At 48.4% G+C, this 19226-nt stretch carries 16 protein-coding genes, 1 tRNA gene and 1 other RNA gene (1 of these 18 running past the window's edge); 9 read left to right on the top strand and 9 right to left on the bottom strand.

The annotated features are described in order from the left end of the window. Window positions 1-361: 361 nt before the first annotated feature. A complete protein-coding gene (locus J4G07_16355) occupies window positions 362-1153 on the bottom strand; it encodes a phytanoyl-CoA dioxygenase family protein (GenBank protein MCE2415561.1) in 792 nt (263 codons plus the stop codon). 190 nt (window positions 1154-1343) lie between these two features. Continuing rightward, entirely contained in the window at window positions 1344-2408 is a 1065-nt protein-coding gene (locus J4G07_16360; GenBank protein ID MCE2415562.1) for a Gfo/Idh/MocA family oxidoreductase, read from the bottom strand. Window positions 2409-2636: 228 nt separating this feature from the next. On the opposite strand from J4G07_16360, the gene J4G07_16365 reads away from it, so the two are divergent. From J4G07_16365 to J4G07_16385, 5 genes are all read left to right on the top strand, one after another. Next, window positions 2637-5360, top strand: coding sequence for an HD domain-containing protein (locus J4G07_16365; GenBank protein ID MCE2415563.1), 2724 nt, complete (start codon window positions 2637-2639; stop codon window positions 5358-5360). A gap of 310 nt (window positions 5361-5670) precedes the next feature. Then, window positions 5671-6429: an NAD(P)-dependent oxidoreductase gene (locus tag J4G07_16370; protein MCE2415564.1), complete on the top strand. Its 759-nt coding sequence runs from the start codon at window positions 5671-5673 to the stop codon at window positions 6427-6429. A 143-nt stretch (window positions 6430-6572) separates the two neighbouring features. Continuing rightward, a complete protein-coding gene (gene trmB / locus J4G07_16375; GenBank protein ID MCE2415565.1) occupies window positions 6573-7292 on the top strand; it encodes a tRNA (guanosine(46)-N7)-methyltransferase TrmB in 720 nt (239 codons plus the stop codon). After that, window positions 7273-9165, top strand: coding sequence for an excinuclease ABC subunit UvrC (uvrC, locus tag J4G07_16380; protein ID MCE2415566.1), 1893 nt, complete (start codon window positions 7273-7275; stop codon window positions 9163-9165). Before trmB ends, uvrC begins: the two co-directional genes overlap by 20 nt. 183 nt (window positions 9166-9348) lie before the next feature. After that, window positions 9349-11961 (top strand): YibE/F family protein, encoded by a 2613-nt coding sequence (locus J4G07_16385; GenBank protein MCE2415567.1) that lies wholly within the window; start codon window positions 9349-9351, stop codon window positions 11959-11961. Between the two features lie 3 nt (window positions 11962-11964). Here J4G07_16385 and J4G07_16390 read toward each other — a convergent pair whose 3' ends face one another. From J4G07_16390 to J4G07_16400, 3 genes are all read right to left on the bottom strand, one after another. Further along, the gene (locus J4G07_16390; GenBank protein ID MCE2415568.1) at window positions 11965-12675 is read right to left on the bottom strand and encodes a hypothetical protein; all 711 of its coding nucleotides are present in this window, start codon (window positions 12673-12675) and stop codon (window positions 11965-11967) included. 46 nt (window positions 12676-12721) lie between these two features. Next, window positions 12722-13066, bottom strand: a complete 345-nt coding sequence (locus J4G07_16395) for a hypothetical protein (GenBank protein MCE2415569.1) — start codon at window positions 13064-13066, stop codon at window positions 12722-12724. 137 nt (window positions 13067-13203) lie between these two features. Continuing rightward, entirely contained in the window at window positions 13204-13413 is a 210-nt protein-coding gene (locus J4G07_16400) for a hypothetical protein (GenBank protein ID MCE2415570.1), read from the bottom strand. 455 nt (window positions 13414-13868) lie between these two features. On the opposite strand from J4G07_16400, the gene J4G07_16405 reads away from it, so the two are divergent. Further along, the gene (locus tag J4G07_16405) at window positions 13869-15050 is read left to right on the top strand and encodes a M24 family metallopeptidase (protein MCE2415571.1); all 1182 of its coding nucleotides are present in this window, start codon (window positions 13869-13871) and stop codon (window positions 15048-15050) included. On the opposite strand, the gene J4G07_16410 is transcribed toward J4G07_16405, so the two are convergent. After that, a complete protein-coding gene (locus tag J4G07_16410; GenBank protein MCE2415572.1) occupies window positions 14938-15789 on the bottom strand; it encodes a hypothetical protein in 852 nt (283 codons plus the stop codon). The two genes, J4G07_16405 and J4G07_16410, sit on opposite strands and share 113 nt — an antisense overlap. A 90-nt stretch (window positions 15790-15879) precedes the next feature. Between J4G07_16410 and J4G07_16415 the strand changes: the two genes are divergently transcribed. Then, a tRNA-Leu gene (locus tag J4G07_16415) sits at window positions 15880-15960 on the top strand. Window positions 15961-15978: 18 nt separating this feature from the next. Here J4G07_16415 and J4G07_16420 read toward each other — a convergent pair. The 3 genes from J4G07_16420 to hflX are packed head-to-tail and all read right to left on the bottom strand — an operon-like array spanning window position 15979 to window position 18328. Beyond that, window positions 15979-16770 carry a sugar phosphate isomerase/epimerase gene (locus tag J4G07_16420; protein MCE2415573.1) on the bottom strand — a complete coding sequence of 264 codons (792 nt, stop codon included), beginning with the start codon at window positions 16768-16770 and terminating at the stop codon, window positions 15979-15981. Beyond that, the gene (locus J4G07_16425) at window positions 16767-17018 is read right to left on the bottom strand and encodes a hypothetical protein (protein ID MCE2415574.1); all 252 of its coding nucleotides are present in this window, start codon (window positions 17016-17018) and stop codon (window positions 16767-16769) included. Before J4G07_16425 ends, J4G07_16420 begins: the two co-directional genes overlap by 4 nt. Before the next feature lie 14 nt (window positions 17019-17032). Beyond that, window positions 17033-18328, bottom strand: coding sequence for a GTPase HflX (hflX, locus tag J4G07_16430; GenBank protein ID MCE2415575.1), 1296 nt, complete (start codon window positions 18326-18328; stop codon window positions 17033-17035). Window positions 18329-18619: 291 nt separating this feature from the next. Here hflX and smpB point away from each other — a divergent pair, with 291 nt between their 5' ends. After that, entirely contained in the window at window positions 18620-19078 is a 459-nt protein-coding gene (gene smpB, locus J4G07_16435) for an SsrA-binding protein SmpB (protein MCE2415576.1), read from the top strand. Window positions 19079-19119: 41 nt separating this feature from the next. Beyond that, window positions 19120-19226: a transfer-messenger RNA gene (ssrA, locus tag J4G07_16440) on the top strand; it runs 218 nt beyond the window's last position.

Raw genomic sequence — 19226 nt, forward strand, 5'->3', positions numbered from 1 at the left:
CTCGTATTTTGCTGAGACGTTGAACAAGTCCGCGGCGTTATCGCGTGCAGCTTCGATGGGATCACAGACGGCAACGAGATCGGTATAGTCAAAATCAGAAAGGATTTTCATGTGACCGCGACCCCTACCGCCGCAGCCGATGACAGCAACTCGTAGTTTCGACATCATTTTCTCCTATGTGACGGTGGCTAAAAATAAAAGCGAAAATTATTTTAAGGAAAGATACATCGTTCCGAGAAACAAATTAGCAACAAAAGTACAAGCCTGCAACAACGGCGCAGGGTTTTTGATTGGGTGTTTCTTCAACTCGAACGCGAAAACCGTCAAAATTCTAACCGCGTCACCTATCCGCAAGGTAAAATTAAAAACGTCGGATGTGGGGTGCCTCCATGACTTCCCGCTGCTCAGAGGTCATATCCTCAATGTAATCGGGGTAGGTAATTTCGTGCGCCCCTATACCATAAGACTGGAACCCAGGACTGAACTTATAGAGCAGTGCGCGTCGTTGATGGCTGCCTTTCCACGGAAGCGTGCCGTGTGTTAAAGTCTCGGTGAAAATCACGGCATCACCAGCCTTGGCATTGACTTCAAGCACCTGATTTTGATATTGCTCGTACCGTTTCATACTACTCGGACACGGAAGGTTCGCTTTATGGCTGCCCGGGACAATTGCTAAACCTCCATCGCCGGGTCCCTCGTCAGCGAGCATGTATTCAACGACAGTCAAACCTGTGTATATGCGCCCATATTTGAAGAAGTAGGCTTCGGAGAAATTCGGACGTTCGATCCCACCACCGTGTAGGGTGCCACCTTCCGTGCCTTTTTCCATGGCGATTAAGCCCGGACCGTGATCGAGTCGATATTTTTGCCCTAAAATCTCTTCAAGGCAAGGTTTGACCTTGGTATGGACGAGCAAATTTCGAAACGGTTCACACCAAGGCTTTTCCCATGCAAGCATGCCGCCCATATCCATTCGGTGTGCCGTGCCAGCAAGTGCCGCTGAACCGCCTGATAGAGAGGTATCGCGCTCCCTAAGTCCTTCAATGTGATGGTCAATGGCAGCATTGCACTCGTTGACCTCTTCCGCCGTTAAAGCGTTTTCGACGATGAGGTATCCGGTCAAATCGAAGAGATATTTTTGATCTTCGTTCATTGGTGGTGCCTCCTTTTTTTAAATACCCGCAAGGCATTAAATCAAGCAATTCGTTTGGTGTCTCCTAAGATAGTATCAAACCCCGTAGCCCGTAAGCGTAGTAGCGGAGGGCGGATATAAGAGGTGTAGCCCATAGTTACTATACCCGTTTCTCCTCCGTAAGGTATGATTGAAAATCTGCAAGGTAAAATTAATAACCTGTTGCTTCTGCGACACTCTGAGGTCTACCCGTTGCGTCCCCTCCGAGCCACCGATACGGACGCGGATAGAGCGTTAAAGATCTGTCCTCAAGTGGAAGTTTAACGGGGGCACTGTTTCGGGTCGCGGAGAGTTTTGCGGCGATGGCAACCTCCAACGCCTGTCGGAGATCCGCGCCTGTAATCCACGGGTGACCGTTGCCATCAATGGCTGCTAAAAAGGAACGAATGGAACCGGTGAGGTAACTGAACTCACTCCACGGATACGGACTGTAATTGGGATCGATTCGGACGCGATTGCCGTGCGGGTCGTAGCGTCTGAAAATTTCTGGTGGATTCCAATCCCATCGGACAAGGCATTCATCCGTCCAAACGTCTACGCCACGACAAACTGTTGGAGTTCCAAAGACGTTGCATTCCAATCCATTCGTCAGAAGGAAGCGTCCGTTGATGATTAAACCTTCATCGGTTTCCGCATCTAATGCTTCAGGAGGGGTTCCCCATGCGATGATTTCCCCAACTTCAGCATTGGTGAACAGACGTAGGACGGAGATGTGTTGACATCCGCCACCAGAGATTTCGCCACCGAACCCGTAAACGCTCGCGCCTCTGATGTGCCCAAATTCGCCACTGCGTAAGCGAGATGCCGCCTCCTGGACCTCATTCATTGCCCGCTGTAGGTTGCCCCCGGCGAATACGATTCCCCGTTCAGCACATACCTCAACCATTGCATCGGCATCGCGTAGACACCCAGCAATCGGTTTCTCCGTAGAGATACCTTTGACACCGGCTTCGGCACACGCAATTACCACATCTCTCATGTATTTCGTGGGTGTGACGACCACGGCGATGTCTGGTACAATGTTCCGCAATAGTGTCTCTACGTCAGGATAAAGCGCGGCAACGGCAAAACGGGCACCGAGAACATCACGCCGTTGTGCATTGGCATCAACGATCGCGACGATTTCTGTATCGGGATAAGTGGTGTATGCTTCCGCGTAGTTTTGCCCCATCCGTCCACACCCGACGATGGCTACGCGATATTTGGTGTCACGCATTTTTAGGCTCCCTGATCGTGTATGTTATCAATCCCCAAAAAGTGTGTCAAGAAAAAATCGGGCAATCAGGCAGCGTACCCTTGAGAAAAGGTAGTCCCAAAAAACGCTCTTGTTTTTTTTTCGTGTTTGAAATATAATTAGCTTAATTGAAAACCTTTATTCACTTCGTGATTTCAAGAGGACTCTGCAACAATTGAATTGCTCTGATACATCGGAGGCGAGAGGAAAATGGAAAACAGACAGATCGAAAAACAACTCAATCGCTATGTACCAGATCTGAACGTACCTTTTGATAATTTGCAAAAACAGTTAGCTGCCTTCATTCAAGCGGAGCGGGAACAATTGAAAGCCCGTATCTTGAAAGGAGAAGACGGGTTCGCCGCTTGCAAAATTCACACGGAGATGTGGGATGCAGTCATTCAGAAGGTCTATGAGGTAGCCTCTTTTCAGGTTCGGGACGAATACCAGAAGCAGATCGACATGTTGAAGCAACTTCCAGACTTTGTCATAAGCGATTTAGAAACGGAAATGGAGGGATGGATGCCGGATGTCGCCCTCTATGGTGTCGGCAGTTACGGCAGAAATGAACTTTGCTATTTTTCGGACGTGGACGTTATTTATACCTCCTCTGTGGATTTAGAGGATATTTACGATGAGAGCACCCTCGAACTTATCCGATGGTTCTACGATTTTTTTGACAGTCTCCACTCGGTGATTCCGGGGTTTGAGTTCAGTTTTATCTATCGCCCCTTGACAGACATAGCCCAATGGAACTATCAAGATATGACTGCGTTGATCGATATGCGATTCATCGCGGGCGACGCATCGCTGACGGAACGCTTTCAGAAAGAGGTACACTCTGAGAAATCGGATATTTCGATTGTGCTGGATCTGTTGAAATCAAAAGCAGATTCTTTTGAAGCGTCTGAGGATACGATTTATCTCAATCAACCGAATGTGAAAACAGGACGCGGCGGGTTACGCACACTTCAGTACGCACTCTGGATATGCGGGCTTCCGAATTTTACTTCAATCCCTGAACTCTACGAACGCTATGATGAAGGGCAACTCATCCGGTCCCTTGATTTCATGTTCAAGGTGCGAAACCTTCTTCATGTTCTCGCCGATGCACCATATGACAACCTCACCTATCATCCTGAAAAAGGGGATGCCCTTCAAACACAAATCGCTGAAGTTCTCGGATTTACAGATGAAACCGATGACGGACGCTATGCGTTCATGGCAGAATATTATGCGATGGCAAAATATCTGCATTTCAAAGCAGAACTTCTGATCCGAAAGATGTTAGCAAACGGGATTCCTATTTCAGATGTCCTCGCGGTAAGAACAGACACGCTGTATTGCATCGACAACAACTTCGGTGAACTCGATGCAAATGAACTCTTTACGCTTTTCACCTACTTCCAGCAGTATGATTTTGAGATCGATGCGTCCCTTGCTACATTCATATCTCGGTATGTTCACGCGTTTAATTGGGGTTCCTTCAGGAACCGGATGGCAGAACTGATAAATATGCCGGGTGATGTAGAGAAGACCCTTACACGCCTACACAGGCTCAATATTCTATTCCATCTCGGAGAAGGGGGCGAACTTTTTGAAAAGGCAATGATGACACGGAGCGAACGCAGCCTTGACCCATATACAGTTGGAAAACATACACTCGTTGCGATTGGGCATCTCGATGAAATCCGCCGAACGGAACCGAGTAGTCCGTTTGGTGGGGGTGGAGGTTTCGGTTCGCCGACGGCACCGTCCCCCACTTCTGAATTAGAGGATCTCAATACGGCGTTTCGCTCACTCTCAGATTCGGCACCACTTTATATGGCACTCTTCCTGCACGATATAGACAAACCGGATCCAACCCATCCGGTGACTGGGGCAGAAAAAGCAGAACGCATCGCACCCGAATTTGGGTTCAACTCACAACAAACGGATGATATTTGTTTTCTCATCCGAGAACATCTGACCATGATAGAATTGGCACGCTATCATCATTGGGATGAAAGCACAATTTCCGAATTCTGTAAGAAAGTTAACTCGTTGGAACGTTTGACAGCTCTGTATCTCCTTACTTACTGTGATTCCAAAGCGAACGGTTCCCAGAACTTCAGTCATGTTGTTAAACACAATCTGAAAAGTCTATATGAGGTGGCTCGCACTCGTTTCGTTGGACAGGAAGAAACGCAGTGGGGTGCCTTTGCACCTGTTGAAGAGTTTCAGCAATTTCTTCATCACATGCCGGTTTCTTACCGTATCAGTGTCTCTCCTGAAGAGATAGCCATGCACATCAAGATGACATCACAAGCTGAAGCGGCATCTACAGAAACAGGCGCGACACCGAGCACAGGGATCACTCAATTTGTCGATCGACCCGGGTTTACGGAATTACACCTCTGTAGTCCGAGTCGTATTGGAAAGTTACACACGGTGAGCGGTCTCTTTTTTGCGAACGGCATAGATGTCCGAGACGCGCGCGTTTACACGAAACAGGATACCAACACTGAACTTGAAATCTATCGGCTTGTCCATCAGCCCCCACATCATCGGGGAGAACCGATGCCCCTCGATGAAGAACTCAAACGGGACCTCGATTTTGACATCCGCGGTCTCCTCGCAGAAGAGGTGACGCTTGAACAGATTTTTGAGAGACATTATGTCAACCTCTCCGAAACGTGGCAAGTTGATGATGTGAGCGTTGAGACAGCACGTAACTATTCAGAAATTGTCGTTATCGGTGAAGAAAAAGTCGGGTTTCTCCACTATTTCAGCGGTATCTTAACACAGCTCGGACTGAACGTTGAGATGTGTAAGTGTTCAGGATTAGGTGGACAGGCAATTGATCGGTTCTACGTCCAACCGGTGGCGGATCCGAAAGCGGTGCACGCCGATATCATGGCGGCACTGGAATCTGAAAACAGCATGTCGTCCTGATGGAAAATTCTTATTCATGCAGGTCTCCTTTCTGTATAGAACAAAGCGCGTCGCTCGTAATGAAATGGAGAGCGGATATAAGAAAGGTTTTTAATTATACCTTGCGGAGAAACAACGGGCATTTGGACTTTGACGTGCGTTGATCAAATCCGCCTGCGCCGATGTTGCAGGCTGCTGTCTTGGGTAAACCAAAACCCGTAGCCCGTAATGAAATGGAGGGCGGATATACGGAAAGGAAACCTGTCAAATTTGAAACCCACCTGACCGAACCGCAAGGTAAAATTAAAAAACCGCAAGGTAAAATTAAAAAATGAAAAAACGGATACTTATTACGGGTGCCGCTGGCAAAGTCGGCAGCGCGCTCTGGCAAGCATGGGAAAAACAGGATGCTTACACACTGACGTTGATGGATATTAATCCAATCACCGGTGCGAATTCGCGCGGGGTGCAGGCAGATATTCGTGACTACGCGGCGATGCAAGAATTGTGTCGCGATCAAGACGTATTGGTGCATCTGGCTTACGTGCGCCAAGATTCACTCGGAAAGGTACCCGGTGAAGTCAGCGACATCGGTGCGTCCATGACGCTGTTTGAAGCTGCACGAGAAGGCGGTGTTCAGAAAATCATATATGCGAGCACAAACCACGTTTCAGGATGGAATGAGCGATTGAATTCTCCACCTCGTTTCTCAACAGGCGATCAGTTTCGTCCCGATGGGTGGTACGGTGCGATGAAGGGTATGGCAGAGATTGCGGGACGGTATCTCGTTGATGCACACGATATGCGATTCATTAGCTTCCGCATCGGAACTTTCAACGGCACGTCCGAACCGAATGGGATACGGTGCTGTAGCACATTGCTGACCCCACGCGACTGTGTGCAACTCTTCGGTCGAGCTGTGGACTACGAGGGACCGGTCAAATATCTGATCACATACGGACGTTCAGCGAATTCCGACGGGTATCAGCAGAGTTATCTCGACATCAGCGGAGCGGTTGAGGTCCTGGGGTATCAACCGCAGGACAATTTGGTTAAAACGCATCTTCATAAATTTTTGGAGGAACTGTAAAACACGAAGCTACGCTTCCTCCGCAAGGTAAATTAAAAATGAAGCTTCAAAGACGTTAGCATGTAATGAAATGGAATGCGGATTTAAGGGATCCACGTAAGAATCTAAATGCCCGTCATTTCCCTGCAAAGTAAAATTAAAAAATGCGTGAAAATCCCGACTACAACGACCTTTACTACCAGAATACAACTGTCCACTCCCAAATCATCGACATCGTGACAGAGCGTGCTGTGCCGTTAGGTGAGTTTCCTAAGCCGATTGATTGGGAAGCGTTTTTTGGGAACCCACATCCGGTAGAAATAGAGATTGGATCCGGGAAAGGGCGTTTCCTGCTTGAAGCATCAAAACGACATCCAACGGTTAACTATATCGGCATCGAACGGGCACAAAAGTACGTCGCCTTGACACAGGAACGGTTTAAAAAGCATATACGGCATTTCGGCGTGGACAGCGCGTCAGGAACGTTTTCTAATGTTCGTCTTGCGTGGACAGATGCCAGCTACTTCTTAACACGGTATGTACCAGCGGAATCTGTTCAGGCACATCACATCTACTTTCCGGACCCATGGCCCAAAAAGCGGCAGCGAAAACGACGGATTTTTCGGAATCAAGACTTTCTGTCGGCACTGACATGCACACTCAATCCGAATGGCGGTAGGCTTTATATTGCCACGGATCATGCGGAATATTTCCAAGAGATCCAGGAGCGTCTTGCCGGTTTACCCGTCCTGCGTCCTGTTGAAACAGACACCAGTCCAGATGGGGATATCGCAACCAACTTTGAAATGAAATACGTTTTGGAAGGCAGGAATATCTATCGGGCGGTTTATGAGAGATTAAAAGATGAAGTCAGAAGAACGTGAAAACGCCAGAAAAACGCAGTCACTGCCTGAATTATGGCAGTCGCTCCCGAATGTGCCCGGGGTTTATCTGATGAAAGCCTCCGACGGCACTGTCATCTATGTCGGGAAAGCGATCCGTTTGCGGACTCGGGTGCGTTCCTACTTCCGGGAGAAGTCTGCACACGCGTTGACATCACAGATGATGCGGTATGTTACCGAGGTTGACTACATCGTCACAGCGTCCGAAGTAGAGGCACTGATATTAGAAAACAATCTGATTAAGGCGCATCAACCGCGCTACAATGTAAAACTGAAAGACGATAAACGCTACCCGTATCTACGCGTGACCGCCAATGAACCCTTTCCCCGCATCCACATCACGCGTAAAGCTGAGAACGATGGGACGCGATATTTCGGACCGTTTGTCCATGTTCGTTCAACCCGCCAGACACTCAAACAATTGACGAAATTGTTTCCCATCCGCACCTGTACCCTACCTCTTGAGGAGATAGGGAATAAGTATCGGGTGTGCCTCGACTACCATATCGGACGCTGTCCTGGTCCTTGTGCAGATAAGATTGATGTGTCAGACTACGATGAGATCGTTCGGAAAGTGTGTCAGTTTCTTGGTGGAAATACAGATGCTGTGGTCAAAGAATTAACGGAGCAGATGCAAGCTGCCGCCGAAGCACTCGACTTTGAGACGGCTGCGAAGTATCGGGATACACTTAAAGACGTTCAACAGGCAATTACAACACAAAACATGGACAGTGTTTCCGCTGCAGATGAGGATGTCATCGGTATCGCTGCGAGAACTGAAATTGCATGTGTGCAACTTCTACGGGTGCGAGATGGTAAACTCCTTGAACGTGAACATTACTATCTCAACGATGCGGACCCAGAATCGCTCGCTACGGCGTTAAGTGCCTTCATTTCACAGTATTATCAAAACGCTGTTTTTGTCCCTAAAACTGTTGTCTTGCCGATGCCGATTGAATCGATGGAGTTGATTGAAAATTGGCTCAGCGAGAAACAGGGGAACCACCGCGTTGGATTGCATGTTCCAAAAGCAGGTAGACTCAGAAAGTTGCAAATTTTGGCAACGAAAAATGCCGAGATCCTTCTGACGCAACGTGAACAGAATGTGGTTTATAGTAGCGGTGTGGAACCAGCACTCGTTGAACTACAGGAATTGCTTGGGTTAAAACATCCGCTCCGACGCATTGAGGCTTACGATATTTCCAACCTCGGTGACAGGTTTGCGGTCGGATCAATGGTAGTCTTGGAAGATGGAAAACCGGTTTCAAATGAATACCGTCGGTTCAAGATCCGCTCCGTTAAAGGACAGAACGATTTTGCGATGATGCAAGAGGTCATCACGCGTCGTTTCCGCCGTGCGCTCGCAGACGATGAAAAATTTAACACGCTGCCAGATTTGATACTGATTGATGGTGGGAAGGGACAGTTGAGCGCAGCACAAACGGCTATGAACTTTTGCCGCAGCTTGCAAGGCAAAACTTGCTCTTCAAAAGACGCGTCATCTCGGCTCCCTGATATTCCGTTGATTGCACTTGCAAAGCGAATTGAAGAAATTTTCGTTCCCGGTAAATCGGAACCGATTGTATTGCGTGAGGATAACCCGACTTTACACATGATCCAGCGGCTACGGGATGAAGCACACCGGTTTGCGGTTACATATCACCGGCGACTCCGTCAGAAATCGCTGAGTGTATCGGTGCTTGACGAGATCCCGAACCTCGGTCCGAAGCGAAAACAGGCACTACTCCAACATTTCGGTTCAATTGAAGCGATCCGAGAGGCGAGTTTGGATGGGTTACTCTCTGTGAAAGGGATTCCACGCAGCGTCGCTGAAAACATTCGGAAGCATCTTTAATCTACTCGCTTGCTATGGGGCTGGACTGCACGAATGCGGGCAATTTGTTCGATCCGATGCACGGATATGGGCAGTTTCAATACCCGGGTTAGCGGACCGTAGTGTTTTTTGTTGGCATACTATTTGCAACGAAGGAGTCATGAGCTCTTCAAGACACTGCGTAAGTCTTAAGAAAAACAAAACATGCGAGAAAGAAACATCAAAATCATCACAATCTTGCTCATCCTATTGAGCGTTGCAGCGTTGCACATAAAACTCTACCGCTTCGCGGAAGTGACGCATGACGGTGCGTTGCAGGTGTTAGTCTGCTTAGGTCGCGTTATTAACATAGATACAAGCGACGAGGCGGATCAGGTTTTATCCGTCCGTATTCTCTCTGGACAGTTTCGCGGAGAGACTGTTCAGGTGAACAACGTTTGGACGGGACGCGCCTTCGGAGATCGCGTCTTACATAAAGGGGATGTGCTGTTTCTGGACATCCCGCTCCGAGACCCGATGCGCCCGAAAATTGACACCGTATCCCTGCGCGAGTACTTCCGAACACCGTTCCTGCTATATCTGGCGGGTGTGTTAGGCGTCTTGATGATACTTGTCGCGGGAATGAAAGGGGTCCGCGCGATTTTGACCCTGTTTGTCACTGCCTTCGCTGTGCTTTACCTACTCGTGCCGCTGACCATCAGTGGCTACAATCCGATCGCAGTTGCCCTTTTAATTGCCACCTTACTCACGTTCTCGACCTTCTTCCTCATTACAGGATTTAGTTTTAAGGTAATTTCCGGTATGCTTGGGACGCTCGGAGGCTTGGCGGCTGTTGGTATCCTATCCATCCTCAGCCAACATGCGATGGCATTGACTGGGTTAGCACAAGAGTTCGGTTTCCTGGAACTCGGTGTCGCGTTATGGCGGACACCCGCATCACATCATTGGAATTTCACAGGGATTTTGTCTGCTGGTATCATCTTAGGTGCAGTCGGTGCCATGATGGATGTAAGTATGTCCATCTCTTCAAGCGTCCATGAAGTCAAGCAGGTGAATCCGAACATCACCGTTCAGCAAGCGATCCGCGCTGGACTCAACGTGGGCAGAGACATTATGGGAACAATGGCGGATACGCTCATTTTTGCCTATCTCGGTGCGCACATGATGACGATGTTATTACCACGCATTGATTTCCCAGAAGTCGGTATCCTCTATCCATTTCTCCGTCTCGTCAACGATGAAGCCACAGCGGTTGCGATTGTCCAAGCCGTCGTAGGCACTATCGGGTTGGTGCTCACGGTTCCAATTGCGGCATCCGTTGCTGGATTCCTTACCCAGTACACGAAGGTAGACAAATCCGAAATTCACGAGGATCTACCATCCGAAGAAGAATTGGAGGAATTGTTCCGGGCCGATCCGCCACGTAGTAAAGCCCGAATCGCTGTCCCTATCGCAATGGCTATCGTTCTGATCGGCACAGTTTTTGTGTACTACCGCACACATGAACTCTCCGCAACGGTTTTGGAGCAACGGGATGCAGATGGAAACTCTATTGGTAAATCGGAATACGCGAAGGGCAGAGTCGTTCAATTGCTTGAATCGAGTGGAAATCTTCTTTTTGAGATTGACAGGAGTGCCGCAAGTGATCTGGATAATCGGACTGTTCCGAAGGTCTTGCGTGAGGCGTTCAGCAACCATAAAATCCCGCTTTCGGACGAACTCACGGTTTCGGTTAAACCGTGGAAGGACAGTCGCTGGCTCCTTTCGGATACGAAATACGAGCAGACCTATAGTATCAGGGCAATAAAGGACGGAGAGAAGAATGTTCTCAATGTCTATGCGTCGAAAATAGAACATCATATCCTCGAAGTGGAAATGCTGAGCGGTATGTACAAAGGTAGACGCTTGATGTTACGGAACATCGTGAACCACAATATGCCGTTGCTGAGTATTCCTGCGGAACCGGGAGATGTTATTCTCTGTCGTGTTGCTGGGGTCCCTGAACAGGTGGGTCTCGTCAACATTGTTCAAGATTACGGTAGAGACCGGTTTCTGATCTGGATAGTGGGTGGGATGCTACTCTTAATTATCCTCGTAGGAAGGATCGAGGGGATACGAACGGCGTGTGCAATGCTGATTTCCGCCGGGGTTATCTACTTCTTCATGCTGCCGCTAATTTCGGGAGGTGCGAATGCGGTGTTCATCGTAACGCTAACCTCCGGTGTCGTGGCGTTTGTGTCGCTGGTATTCGTGATTGGTCCGAGTCGGAAAACCTTTTCGGCGGTACTTGGAACAATGGGTGGTATCTTAGTTGCGGGTTTGATTGTCCTGTTTGCGCAGCAGCACCTGCATTTTTCTGGGTTAGAGAACGCAATTTCAGCGGACATTGTAGAGGCGACGCGCACCCCACCCTTCGATTTTGTGCAGATCCTCTTGGCAGGCATGCTGATGGGTGTATTGGGGGTCGCTGTTGACGGCGCGATTGAGGTTGCATCGAGTATGGAGGAAATTCGCAAGGCAAATCCGAACATGCCGACGTGGCGGTTGATCTCTTCAGGCTTGAACGTTGGAACAGACATTCTCGGGACGATGGTGAATACGTTGGTTTTCGCTTATCTCGGCGCGGAGTTGCTGCTCGTTGTCACAATTACAGCACCGAATCTGGACTTTTTCAAATCGCCACCCGTGCAGATGTTGAGCATCGGTGTTGTATCGGCGGAAATTGTCCGGTTGCTCGCTGGGACACTGGGCCTGGTGCTTGCGATTCCGATTACGGCAGTAATCTGCGCGTTCTGGAACCCGAAGCAGAAAGTGTAGTGGCTACTGCGGGCACCACGCCATGACCGTGCCAAAACTTGCAAACATACTGTTTTCACCGCTCGTTAGGATTCGCGAACCTTGAACGACAACCCGCGTGTCGCGGCTCGTGATTTTGTAACTCACAGGGGCATCCTTCGCGATGAGCGGTTCGCCGTCTTCAGTCTTGAGCATATCCAGCCGATAATGCACGGAACGGTGCGCTGGCACTTCAAATTCACAAGAGACGTTTTCCAACGTCGGCTCCTCATAAAGCACTTCAAGCAGACAACACGTCCCTCTATCAGCGGTATTGGAGATACATATAGATTCATGCGAAAAATACCCGCCGCCATGCGCTTCCCATTCCTGCTCGGCTGGGGTTAATGCTGCCATATAGCCATCCGGGATAATCCAGACATAAGCCCCATCGCCATCCGAACTATAGCACTTGAGTGCGTCGGTTATTGCTTCCGGATTTTTGTGAACCTCCTTTCTGTCAACGACGAAAAATCTGTCGTACAACGCAATTCCCGGTACTGATTGTGCCTGTTTTAATTCGCCTTGAACGGTGAACCACAAACATGTGGGTGACAGCATGTCAATACGGCTTACACCTCGTGAAGCGAGCCAATCACCAAAGGCATTATTCAGCAGTGCCGTCAAAGTGTCCAGATGTACAAGACCCGCCTCTCCATAATTATTAATTGTGTTCATTAAGGTTTCAAATGTCATTGTATTGTCCTCTCTTTTGTCTCTGTCACAAACCTCGCCATACGAATCACACCATCCAGCGTTCACCAATACCCAAGAGTGCCATTAATACCTGCAAAAGCACGCTCTCTGGATCGGTTCCGACAAACTGTCGGTGCGTATCGATATAGGTGCCGTAATCGGCTGCCCATTCTCGAAAATAGGTTTCGTATTCCCAACCGTTCGCAGTCTGGCGAAATACAGTCCTATCTGGATATGGGAGTTTCTGGGTTAAGAGTTGCTGTAGTTGCTCGGAGGTTGGTATCCATATACCCTCGGTGTTTTCTACTTTGGGCTGGAGTGCCTGAATTTCAGGGTGACGGCATCGCTCTAAGTATGCTTGGGAGTGTTTCTGTGTTTCGGATGGATTCATAGGTTGGTAATCGGATGATTGGTTGCCGTTTTTAGAGTATCCCACCCTCTCGTGTTATACTTCGGTTTCGTCGTTTTCTGTGGTGGATGCCGGAACCGCAGGATTCAAGCGGGAATGATGCATTGCCCAATAGACTCCTACTGTAACGACACCACCAACGAGCGTAGCCAGACACCAGATTGCGGACCTACACCTGCTATAGCCAAGGCTTGACTGCGCTTCAAGCGGGCTGCATTTCGGTAGACTGCCACGGCAAAAATGATATGCACCACAGCTGTAAAAATGCTAACACCAATCGCAATCGTAAAAATGCTTGTCGAATGTGAATCTGTGAAATTAAATTCCATTTTGAACACCTCCGTGTTAGTTTCAAGAACATTATACGGTGCGAGCGTTTCAATGTCAATATTTTACAAATTTCTGTCACCTTTTTACAGACATGACGTATTACAAAATACGTCATCATATTTTTTCAAACTATCAAAAATCTTGAAAAATCAAGGAAGGAAAATCCGATGAATTTCCTGATAGTACTTTCCGTTTTTTGGGTGAGTGTGCTCGTCAAGTTTTCCAGATATCCATAAGTCCGGACAGCATTTCAACACCACCCAATACCAGCAAGCGCGGATAATAAAGCGTGCTTGTTAAAATTCATTTATTATCACATATTATTTGGGCAGGCTCCGCGCCTGCCCACTTGCGTTAAACTAATATCCGCACAGCAAGCCTGATACACTTTGACAGCAGTGGGCTTTTATGTTACGATAAGTGATAAATTATTTTCGTGCTTTAGGATGGAAATATGAAAATAAAAGAGATTCAAGCTGAATTAGCAGCGTTAAAATTAGACGGATGGCTCTTATACGATTTCCGTGGGATAAATCCGATTGCACAGAACGTAGCAGGCTTGGCAGATGCACATATCACACGCCGATGGTTCTGTCTGATTCCTGCACAGGGTGAACCGCGGTGGCTGGTCCATAAGATTGAAACATCTAACTTCGTCGGTGTCCAAGGAAGTGTCGCACTCTATGCTGGCTGGGAAGAACTTAACGAAGCCATCCGCGCCTTACTCGCTGGTGCTAAAACCATTGCCATGGAGTATTCACCAAACGCCGAAATCCCTTATATTTCACGGGTGGATGCCGGCACCTTGGAGTGGATTCGTTCGATGGGAATTGAGGTGCGCACATCTGCAGAACTCGCGCAACGGATGGAAGCGCGTTTGAGCGAGGCACAGGCAACCGGACATCAGGCTTCTGCACACTCAGTGCTGCAGGCGAAAGACTTTGCCTTTGCATGGATCGGTTCACAACTCCGTTCCGGAAAAACAATTACGGAATATGACGTTCAGCAAGTGATTCTCGGACAATTCGATGAGATGGACTTAGTTACGGATCACCCACCTATCGTCGCTGCGAATGCGAAGAGCAGCGATCCGCATTACGCTCCTACTTCAACAGACACGCAAAAGATCAAAATCGGAGACTTTATTTTAATCGACTTATGGGCAAAACAGAAAGATCCAGATGCAGTCTTTGCAGATACAACGTGGGTGGCTTATGCGGATACAACGGTTCCGGCGAGATATGTGGAAATCTTCGATATTGTCAAGGAAGCACGGGATAGAGCCGTGCGATTCATCCGAGAGAAATGGGCTGTCGATGAAACGATTTACGGTTATGAAGTGGATGACTGCGTCCGAGAATATATCACCGAAAAAGGATACGGTGAGTTCTTTATTCACCGCACCGGACACAACATCGGTACTGTTATCCACGGAAATGGTGTGAATTTAGATAACTTAGAGACACGCGATGCACGTGCCTTGATTTCTGGTATCTGTTTCTCGATTGAGCCTGGCATCTACCTCACCGATTTCGGCGTTCGGACAGAAATTGACGTTTTCTTAGCCGCTCGAGGGAAAGACGGCGTAAAAGTGACAACCGCGCCCGTTCAAAATCGGGTATTGCCGTTGCTGTAACCTGATAATTCCGTTTTTTCAAATCAGCGAGAATGTGTGAAAGGTAGACGCGTGCGTTAAGAATCCACTGTTCTGCATACGCGATGGAGAGCAAGCGAAGTGCCATCGTTAAACGCGGCGAGTCGAGGAGCCACTGTCCCGCATACTCGGCATAGTCCGCATCAACGAGTCCCGCACTACCGAGTGAGTAGACGACGTAGCGTTTATCGTCTCGCATCTCCAGTCTTGGGGCAAGCGGCGAGTCGAGATTAAGATTTTTTGTACCATCAATCTCAAACCCCCAAAAAAAATAATCCTCATTGTGTCCGAGGTAGCCAACCTCTACATCAAGTCGATGCCTATCTTTCGTGAGAATCGGGATCGCCTCCATGTCGCGTTTGATTAAAACCGGGTAGATCGCTGCGAAAAAGATTTGCTCAAACCCGAGCGGTTGATGCACATGTTTTAGGATGTCCAAAAGGATCTGTGCATCTTCGATGCGTTGCAGTTCTAAACAACTTCTTGCGAAGACTTCATCACGGACTGTTCGCATTTCAGTCGGGGTACTGGGATCAAGGGGTTGGAGTTGGCGCGTCATTTTGAAAATACGTCGGCGTTTGGGCATAATTCGCCAAAGCACCCAATTCCATAAAGTCTGCCATGTCCCGCCTTCCCCTAATTGATTGAGCAGGGCTTGCAGGCTGAAAAAGAAGCGTTGGAATATGTTTTGAGAGGGGAGACTTCGTTGTTCGTTCGTCATGAGTTCATACGTTATAGAGCCGTTTGGTGCAAATTTGACTTTTCGCCGGGAATATAGTATAATATATGTTGCCAATGATAGAGTCGCCGGAGTGGTGAAATTGGTAGACGCACGGGACTCAAAATCCCGCGGGCCCTAGGTCCATGTCGGTTCGAGTCCGACCTGAAGCCATCGCCTTTTCTGTTTGGGTTACATCGCAACGATTTCACGCATCCGCTTCGCGAGGTCAATTTGCGCGTCCCTATCGCCACCGACCTCGTGGATAACATAGCCATCGTAACCAATAGCACGGAACGCGTCCATAACCACCTGCCAATCTGTATCACCATCTAAGAGGTTGACAAACTGGTGTGCGCCGCGGGAGAAATCCTTGAAGTGCACCCGCTTGATACGATGTGCGAGTTCGCGAATCCAATGCTCAGGATAGCCATAAGCCATCATATTCGCGGTATCAAGATAAGTCCCTACCCAATCACTGTCTACCTCATCTATAATATCGCGCATCTCTTTCGGGCTAAGCAGGAATTTGTTCCAGACGTTCTCAAGTCCGATCGCGACTTGGTGTGTTTCCGCGGCAGGTGCGAGATCTTTCAGGACACCAACGAGGTTATCCCAGACCTGTTGGTAAGTTCCGTCAGCAGTAAGTTGTCCCGGATGGAGTAAAATACCACCGACACCGAGCGCCCCTGCAACTTCCAAACCGCGGGCAAGAGAGACCGCGCCTTTTTCGCGTTGGGCGGCATCCAAACTGAGTAAATTCCCGCGATCGGCGTAGCCTGCCGTGATACTACTGATTTCAATACCCGCGTCTTCACACTTCGCGGCAATGCCGCGTAACTCCGTATCGTTCATATTGATGTCGGTGTCTTGTCCTTCACCAAAAGTGAGTTCAACGGCATCGTAATTGGCATCTTGACAGAGGGCAAGCGTATCGTTGAGAGACATACCGCCAAGGATAATTTGGGTAACGCCTATCTTCATTTCTTCTCCTTTTCGATGTGAAATTGCGTGGCTGTTAGAGATTGTATGCAGAGGTGCCGAGTTTCGAGACATTGTGGACACCGAATAGCGACATAATACGCGTCGTTGAACACGGTATCAATCAAATTGTTGTCTGAGCGATCCACCAATGGATTCCCGAAAAACTGGTCAAGCACTTCGTACTCCCTGTCACAATCTGGACAGATTTGTAAATCGTGCCCGATGTCCGTCTGGTCGAGCCATCGCATTGTCAACGCCTTTCTCAGGAAGAAACCAAAAATTCAGAGACCGATTTGAGATAGCGGTTCGGCAAACGTGCCTTGACGTGAACGGCTTCCGCTGCGTATTCAGTATCAAGCACTATGCCGTGTTTATGCAGTAAGTCGAGCACCCTTCCCTCCGTATACGGAATACAGAGAGAGAGCTTCATGCCACGTTCAGCAAAACGCTGTGCCAAAGCATCTATTAACGCTGGAACGCCATCGCCACGTTGCGCTGAGATAGGCAGGGCATCGGGATATTGACACTGTAAGATGTGCAATTCCTCATTATCACTTTTAAGTCTATCAATTTTATTGAAAACCATGAATATCGGGATGTCCGTAGCGTTCAATTCTTCAAGGACAACGTTCACAGCAGCTATCTGTGCCTCTGCTTCGGGATGACTCACATCAACAATATGCAACAAAAGATCCGCCTCTAAGACTTCTTCGAGCGTCGCCTTGAATGCAGCAACTAACTGGTGTGGCAATTTCTTGATAAATCCAACGGTGTCGCTCAACAGAATCTGCTGTTTGTGTGGCAAATCCAACTTCCGGGTGGTAGAATCTAAAGTTGCGAACAATTTATCTTCAGCCAAAACGGTTTCGCCTGTTAACGCGTTAAATAGCGTTGACTTCCCTGCATTGGTATATCCCACGAGAGATACTTTGATTTTCTCAGACCGATTTCGCCGCTGCGTATGACGCTGTTTTTCAACGGCATCCAATGCCTTTCGCACATGTGCGATGTTCCTACGGACCCAACGTCTGTCCATTTCAAGTTGCGTTTCACCGGGACCCCGGAGGTGCCTACCACCGCCACCGCCCGTTGCAAGTCGTGAGAGGTGTGTCCACATCCGCGTCAGGCGTGGCAGTGCGTATTCGAGTTGCGCCAATGCGACTTGTAAACGTGCTTCTTTGGTGAGTGCCCGTTGCGCAAAAACCTGAAGAATGAGTCCTGTTCGGTCAATTGTGGCAACCTCAAGTGCCCTCTCAAGATTCCGATTCTGCGCGGGTGATAATTCTTCGTCAAAGATAATTGCGTCTGCGTTTAACTCTTCAATGAGCGGCTTGAGTTCTTCTTCAACCTTTCCTTCACCAATGAAATACGTTGGATTTGGTGCGTTACGTGGTTGAATTGTCACAGCGACCACCTCAATGCCAGCAGTCTCTGCGAGCTGCTGGAGTTCTTGCAGCGATTCTTCGGTTTCGTGCATCAAGTTATTTCGGAGTTTCACGCCTACCAATATCGCCCGTGAGGGCGGATTCGGTGCACGGGTATCGTAAAGTTCTGGCATCAAGAGACTCCTTTCCTTAATCCTGTGGGTATACCGAGGCAGCGTGCCAAGGTTTTCCTAATAGTATGGTTCTTGATAGGATAGTTTATCAGATTTGCGTACCGTTTTCCACTAAAATCCAATTCTGCGAAAAAACTTCAGATTTTTAGCAAAACATTATTTTCGTCAACTTTATTGGAGTGCCTATCGTTTCCTATGTATGTCTTGGAGATAGTTGTCGGCTTATGAAGAAAAAGGAACCTACAGTTTTTCTTGCACACAAGTCAATTCTATGGTATACTTAACACCACGATGAAAAATGCCAAAAATCCCACTACTCCAGTGATCACTGTGAACCGAAAAGCGCGGTATGATTATCACTTGCGCGATCGGTATGAAGCCGGTGTTGTTCTGCAAGGGACCGAAGTGAAGGCAATTCGCGCAGGGCGGCTTAACCTCGCAGATAGTTACGCACAGATAACAGACGGAGAAGTGTTCCTGATCGATGCCCATATCGGTCCTTACGAACATGGGAATATGGCAAATCACGAGCCGAAGCGGAAACGGAAACTCTTATTGCATCGGCGAGAAATCATCAAACTTGAACGCTCAATCCGTTCAAAAGGGATGACTATCGTTCCAACACGTGCGTATTTTAGCAACGGTAAGGTGAAACTGGAGTTAGCTGTTGCGTTAGGTAAGCAGCTTTACGATAAACGCGACAAACTTGAGCGTGAAGCGAGCGCGAGTGAGATACGAGCATACAATTGACTCGGCTATCTTGCCGACTGCTGAAGGCTGACGACTCTTCTGGGGGTGTAAAGGTTTCGACGAAGGTAGATGAGATATAGGTTGCATGCCGAGGTCTCCGCAGGCCTCGTTAAATAGGCGGAACATTTATAAATGCTGATGAAGAATT

The organism is Candidatus Poribacteria bacterium (assembly GCA_021295715.1).
Classification (GTDB): Bacteria; Poribacteria; WGA-4E; order WGA-4E; family WGA-3G; genus WGA-3G.

What these genes read in the sequence shown, in the direction of transcription:
- hflX (MCE2415575.1), bottom strand. Translation starts at nt 18,328, where the DNA reads ATGCCAGAACTTTACGATACCCGTGCACCGAATCCGCCCTCACGGGCG.
- J4G07_16410 (MCE2415572.1), bottom strand. Translation starts at nt 15,789, where the DNA reads ATGACGAACGAACAACGAAGTCTCCCCTCTCAAAACATATTCCAACGC.
- J4G07_16425 (MCE2415574.1), bottom strand. Translation starts at nt 17,018, where the DNA reads ATGCGATGGCTCGACCAGACGGACATCGGGCACGATTTACAAATCTGT.
- J4G07_16395 (MCE2415569.1), bottom strand. Translation starts at nt 13,066, where the DNA reads ATGAATCCATCCGAAACACAGAAACACTCCCAAGCATACTTAGAGCGA.
- smpB (MCE2415576.1), top strand. Translation starts at nt 18,620, where the DNA reads ATGAAAAATGCCAAAAATCCCACTACTCCAGTGATCACTGTGAACCGA.
- J4G07_16390 (MCE2415568.1), bottom strand. Translation starts at nt 12,675, where the DNA reads ATGACATTTGAAACCTTAATGAACACAATTAATAATTATGGAGAGGCG.
- trmB (MCE2415565.1), top strand. Translation starts at nt 6,573, where the DNA reads ATGCGTGAAAATCCCGACTACAACGACCTTTACTACCAGAATACAACT.
- J4G07_16400 (MCE2415570.1), bottom strand. Translation starts at nt 13,413, where the DNA reads ATGGAATTTAATTTCACAGATTCACATTCGACAAGCATTTTTACGATT.
- J4G07_16385 (MCE2415567.1), top strand. Translation starts at nt 9,349, where the DNA reads ATGCGAGAAAGAAACATCAAAATCATCACAATCTTGCTCATCCTATTG.
- J4G07_16365 (MCE2415563.1), top strand. Translation starts at nt 2,637, where the DNA reads ATGGAAAACAGACAGATCGAAAAACAACTCAATCGCTATGTACCAGAT.
- J4G07_16355 (MCE2415561.1), bottom strand. Translation starts at nt 1,153, where the DNA reads ATGAACGAAGATCAAAAATATCTCTTCGATTTGACCGGATACCTCATC.
- J4G07_16360 (MCE2415562.1), bottom strand. Translation starts at nt 2,408, where the DNA reads ATGCGTGACACCAAATATCGCGTAGCCATCGTCGGGTGTGGACGGATG.
- J4G07_16370 (MCE2415564.1), top strand. Translation starts at nt 5,671, where the DNA reads ATGAAAAAACGGATACTTATTACGGGTGCCGCTGGCAAAGTCGGCAGC.
- J4G07_16420 (MCE2415573.1), bottom strand. Translation starts at nt 16,770, where the DNA reads ATGAAGATAGGCGTTACCCAAATTATCCTTGGCGGTATGTCTCTCAAC.
- J4G07_16405 (MCE2415571.1), top strand. Translation starts at nt 13,869, where the DNA reads ATGAAAATAAAAGAGATTCAAGCTGAATTAGCAGCGTTAAAATTAGAC.
- uvrC (MCE2415566.1), top strand. Translation starts at nt 7,273, where the DNA reads ATGAAGTCAGAAGAACGTGAAAACGCCAGAAAAACGCAGTCACTGCCT.